Genomic DNA, 5,507 nt, shown 5'->3' with positions numbered 1-5,507 from the left:
ACGTATTTCTACGCTGCTTAACTAACTCCGCCGCTAACTCCAAAGCTGCGATCGTACTACTAGGATCTGCCACACCTTTACCAGCAATATCAAAGGCAGTACCATGATCGGGAGAAGTGCGAATAAATGGCAAACCAATTGTAGTATTCACCGCCCGATCGAAAGCCATTAATTTAACAGGAATCAACCCTTGATCGTGGTACAATGCTAAATAAGCATCGTGAGCATTACCTCCTTTGCCATACCAAGCTTGACCGGGTTTTACCCACATTGTATCTGGTGGTATGGGGCCATCTAACTGCACATCAGAAAGGCGATCGCGTTCCGTCTCCAACCAAGGAATTAACCAATATTTCTCCTCGTTTCCCAATTGTCCGTTTTCGCCACTGTGAGGATTTAAACCCGCAATCGCAATTCGAGGTTTTTCTAATCCGAAATCTTCCCGCAAACACTTCACTAACAAGTCAAGTTTAAGGCTAAGTAAATCTGCCGTTAAAGCATCGGCAACTTGACGAAGTGGAATATGTGTGGTAGCAAGTAAAGTACGAAGTAACCAACCACTATGGGGAGATTTGGCGACAAATAACATCCCAAATCGCTTAACTCCCGATCTTTCTGCTAACAGTTCCGTTTGGCCGGGATAATTATAGCCAGCAGCTTTCCAACAAGTTTTAGAAATTGGCCCTGTGACGATACCTTGAAATTCGCCGGCAAGTGTACGCGCGATCGCAGTTTCCATATAAGCGAAACTAGCCGCACCACTCGCTATATTACCCTCGCCGACAACAATTTCACCCCACTCGCCATGCAGTTCGACATCTAAAATGTCTAAGCTGTCTGGATTAGCCAAAGGTGTTGTTACCTTGCAGGGTTGCAGTTGCGTGTAAGTTTCTTGCAAAATCTCCCTACCGCCAATCACCGTCACATCACAATTAGAGAGAGGTTTTGTAGCTAAAGCTTTGAGAACTACTTCTGGCCCAATACCTGCCGGATCTCCCACAGTTACAGCTAATTTGACTTTTATATCGGGATTCACGGGGATTTTCTCCTGAGTACCTAGCATTATAACAGATTTTTAGAATTTTTAAAATTTGTTTGTTAATTGTTAATTGGCAAAGTAATAATAAACTCAGTTCCTTTTCCGACCTCCGAGTTAAGATCGATAGTGCCATGATGTTTTTCCACCACAATTTGACGCACGATCGCGAGTCCCAACCCAGTTCCTTTTCCCACTCCTTTAGTCGTAAATAAATGATCGAAAATTCGGTGCTTCACATCTTCTGGGATTCCCACTCCATTATCTACGATCGCAACTTTAACATACTTACCTTCCACAGATGTACTAATTGTAATGCGATTGGGATTCGCTTTAATATCCTGATAACTGCGTCCCAAATTTGATTCATCTAGTGCATCAATTGCATTTGCTAAAATGTTCATAAATACTTGATTCAATTGTCCGGCATAGCATTCAACCATTGGAATTAAACCGTAATTTTTAATAACTTCAATTTCCGAGCGATCGCTATCTGCTTTCAGGCGATGTTTTAAGATTAAAATTGTGCTATCAATGCCTTCATGAAGGTTAAAAGCAACGGGGCGATCGCTATCCGCGCGAGAAAATGTCCGCAAGCTGGTACTAATGTCTTGAATCCGCTTCACACCTTCGCGCATCGAACCAACTAATTTAGGTAAGTCTTCGCGGATGTATTCTAGCTCAATCGTCTCAATTTTCTCTTTAATTGCTGTACTGAAATTAGCTGATTCTTGCTCAACTAAATCCAGCAATCCAAACAAATCCTTGATATAATCTAAAGCGGGTTGAATATTCCCACTGAGAAAGCCAACTGGATTATTAATTTCGTGGGCTACTCCAGTCACTAAATTTCCCAACGCAGACATTTTTTCACTTTGAACTATTGTGATTTGTGCTTGCTTGAGGTCAGTTAAAGCTTGTTGCGCCTGTTGATAAAGACGAGCATTTTCCAGCGCGATCGCGGCTGGCCCAGTTAACATTTGCAACAAAGCTAATCGGCTCTCGGTAAAAGCACGCGTTGTTAAGTTATTTTCTAGATAAATCATCCCGATTAATTTGCCTTGATTAAGTAAAGGTGCACACATTAAACTTTGGGGTGGCTGATGTTTAATGTAAGCATCCGCCGCAAACATGGTAGAATTTACTACATCATCAATAACAGTCATTTTCTGAGTGTTATTGATGTAATTAATGACTGCAATTGGTATTTTTTGGCAGTCAGATAAAGCCATTTTCATAATTTGAGTAGTGGCGTTTTCACTCATGGCTACTAATTCAATATCTTCAGTTGTTTTTAATAGCAAAGCACTTTTGGTAGCCCCAGCATTTTCTTTCACTACTTGTAGCAGGGTAGCCAGCAATTTATCTAACTCAATTTCACTAGAGATACTTTGAGATACCTTGAGGACGGTGGCTAAGTCAAGGACTTCAGAAACACTTTTTGAGGAAGATATGTGAGTGGATTGTAAAGTGGATTGTAAGATGTAAGTTGGGGATGTTTCTTGGCGGAGTAAGGCGGGTTGATGCTGCTGTTGCAAAATTGTGGCTAATAATTGGGGATAGCATTTTTCTAGCTCAATAACTTTAGCTTTTGCACCCCAACGGGTGTAACAATAATAGGCTTCGATCGCATAGGCTTGAGCTATTTTTTCTTTGCCCCATGCTAAATAGAACTTAGCTGCGAGCTCGTTGGCCATCGCTTCCTCTTGGATATAACCGTTTTCTTTTGCTAAAGCAATCGCTTTGTCATATAGCTCAATCGCTTCTATCTTCTGTCCCAAAACTCGGAATTTTTCTGCTTCTACCAACTGCCACTTATGCAAAAAATTCACAGGAGCGTGTTCTGCCCAATTTTTCAACTTGGCTTGATTTTCCTGAACTCGTTGCAGTATTTGTTCTCGTTCTAATCCCTGTATATCTGACAACACTGCAAGCTGAGTTAGTGAATCATAAAAATGGAATACCGTAACTTTGAAAGACCCAGGTGCTGCCGCCAGGTATTGTTTGGTGGAGTCTGCTACATCTTTAGCAGATTCCCATTTTTGAAAAAGGTAACAAAGAATCAGCTTGCTGACATACAACACAGCAAGCTCGTACAAATCATCTACTTTTTGCTGAGACAGGATTATTTCTTCGTTATACACTTTCCCCTGAATCTGCCAAGGACATTCGCACTGACCCAGTAAATTTAAAACTGATTGGTAAAAAATTCTAACATAGTTGTAAGCCACTTGTTTAAGTTGCCCTAACGCCTGACTGTACCCCATCATCTCCTGTTGTAAAACTGAGAGTTCTTTACCGGAGAAAAAAGACAAATAGCAGTAATTCCAAGCACAGTAACCAGCATATTCCAGCGCTCCGTTTTCTAAACCGCTATGATATCCTTCAACCAGAGGCTTCAGAGAAGCCTGAATGTGATATTTCCAGGGTTTTACAAATGGATAGACTAAATTGTAAGTGCTGGCTTTAAATTCATTACTTTTGAACCGTAACAATAGTGCTAATGCCAATTCCCCAGCCTGATTTCCCGCCTCAATTTCGCCCATAATCCCACACAAAATTACCCCGTACCAGGCATAAGCTGATGACGACACCGCTGCATTTCCATACTGCACTGATAGTTGCACTTGTTTGAATACAACCAATGGTAAAAGAGCTGGAACTGCTACATATACACCGGCTGTCATTGATGCCAAAATCCTGATTGCTGCCATTGCTTCTTGGTCTAGCATTTCTGGCAGTTCTAGTAAGGTTTCCAGTTGTTTTCCTGCTAACATTTCCTGGGTTTCTTGCAAACTTTGAACAATATCTGTTTGTGTGGGTTCCTGTGGAAACATCACTCCTAATAATTTCAGGACGGAGAGGGCGGTTTCAATGGCTTTTAGCTGCTGACTCTGTGCCACATAAGCCAAAACTTTGATTTCGTAAACTTTCACTTTATCTAACAATTTCTGCGCCTGTTTGAACACAGTATCCACAAAATGTTCCATTTGTTGGAACTCACCACTCAGACAGGAAACTTCTGCGGCTAATTCGTAGAGTCCTAAAGTCAGTTTGTAGCTTTGTTGCCAACCATCGCTAGGTAACAATTGAATGCCTTTAGTTAAATACTCCATTGCTGCCCGATAAGCGGTTGACAATTTTACCTTTTGTGCCACAGCTAGATTGAGTGTTGCTAGTTCATGACGGTCTTTTGGTGATGCGATCAACTCTGCACCCTGATTTAATTGATTGACGATCTCTAATAGTTTTCCGTCTCTTTCAACTAAAGGAGTTGCCTTCAATAATTGCTGCCCAATTTTTAAGTGTGTCGCTTGTTTTAGTGAATCAGGAATTAGGGAATAAGCGGCTTGTTGAACTCGATCGTGCAGAAACCGATAAGTAGGATTCGCTGCGGCATCAGCAACCGAGACACTATCAGATTGGGTAAAGAATTTATAAATTTCTGTCGTAGGAATAATCAAACCTTCTTGTAATGCTTTCCATAAAGCCGTAGCCGCCACTTCCGCCAACTTCTCACTAATAACTGCCAGCGTATCCAAATCAAACTGCGCCCCAATACAAGCTGCCAATTTCAAAATATCCTGAGTTTCGGTCGGTAATTTCTGCAATTGCAGTGCCATAAATTCCACTACATCATCAGTAATTACCAAAGCTCTAACTTGAGCAATATCACACTGCCAATGCCGTAGCTCCCAGTCAAAGCTAATCAGACGATCGCTATGCAATGCCTTGAGAAACTGTGTGGCAAAGAAGGGATTTCCCTTGGTTTTTTGATAGACTAATTCTGTTAAGGGTTGAGCTAGGGATACTTCGCAATTTAGCGTATCTGCTACCAACTGATTTACATCCATCAAACTTAAGGGTTGCAACGTAATTGTATTCACCGTCGCCCCAGCTTTGACAATATCATCTACTGTTGTGATGAAGGGATGCACTGGGGAAACTTCATTATCCCGATAAGCACCCAATACCAATAAATATTTTGTATCATTCATCAATAGTTGTAGCAAGTTTAAGGATGCCGAATCTGACCATTGTAAGTCATCTAAAAACATCACTAAAGGATGCTCTTGGCTCGTGAAAACCTTAATGAACTTCTGCATCAGCCGATTGAAACGATTTTGGGCAGCACTTCCCGATAGTTCTGTTGCTGGGGGGTGAGTGCCAATAATTCTCTCTAACTCTGGAATTACTTCAATCAAAACTTGCCCATTATCACCCACAGCTTCTAATATTTTATCTTTCCAAATTTGAAGTTGCCCCTCAGATTCTGATAATAATTGTCCCATTAAATCTCGGAAAGCTTGTACAAAAGCTGAAAAGGGAATATTGCGTTGAAACTGGTCGTATTTGCCTTTAACGAAGTAGCCGCGCGATCGCACAATGGGCTTATGAACTTCATTTACCACCGCAGTTTTACCAATACCTGAAAAACCTGCTACCAACATCATTTCTACNCNCNCCTCCT

The 5,507-nt window shown here is 41.4% G+C and carries 2 protein-coding genes; both read right to left on the bottom strand.

What is annotated here, in order from left to right; all coding sequences use genetic code 11:
* On the bottom strand, window positions 1–1,063 hold a 1,063-nt coding region (pdxA, locus tag OSCI_RS03940; RefSeq protein ID WP_039961717.1), incomplete at its 3' end, for a 4-hydroxythreonine-4-phosphate dehydrogenase PdxA.
* A 35-nt stretch (window positions 1,064–1,098) separates the two neighbouring features.
* Complete coding sequence (locus tag OSCI_RS03935; RefSeq protein ID WP_007353569.1) at window positions 1,099–5,490, bottom strand: trifunctional serine/threonine-protein kinase/ATP-binding protein/sensor histidine kinase; 4,392 nt, start codon at window positions 5,488–5,490, stop codon at window positions 1,099–1,101.
* Window positions 5,491–5,507: the final 17 nt, after the last annotated feature.

The sequence above is a fragment of the Kamptonema sp. PCC 6506 genome (assembly GCF_000180455.1).
Taxonomy (GTDB): domain Bacteria; phylum Cyanobacteriota; class Cyanobacteriia; order Cyanobacteriales; family Microcoleaceae; genus Kamptonema; species Kamptonema formosum.
The sequence above is the reverse complement of the archived record's forward strand: the minus strand, read 5'-3'. Positions and strand labels throughout refer to the sequence as shown.

Coding starts and splice junctions, on each gene's coding strand:
- OSCI_RS03935 (WP_007353569.1), bottom strand. CDS start 5,490: ATGATGTTGGTAGCAGGTTTTTCAGGTATTGGTAAAACTGCGGTGGTA.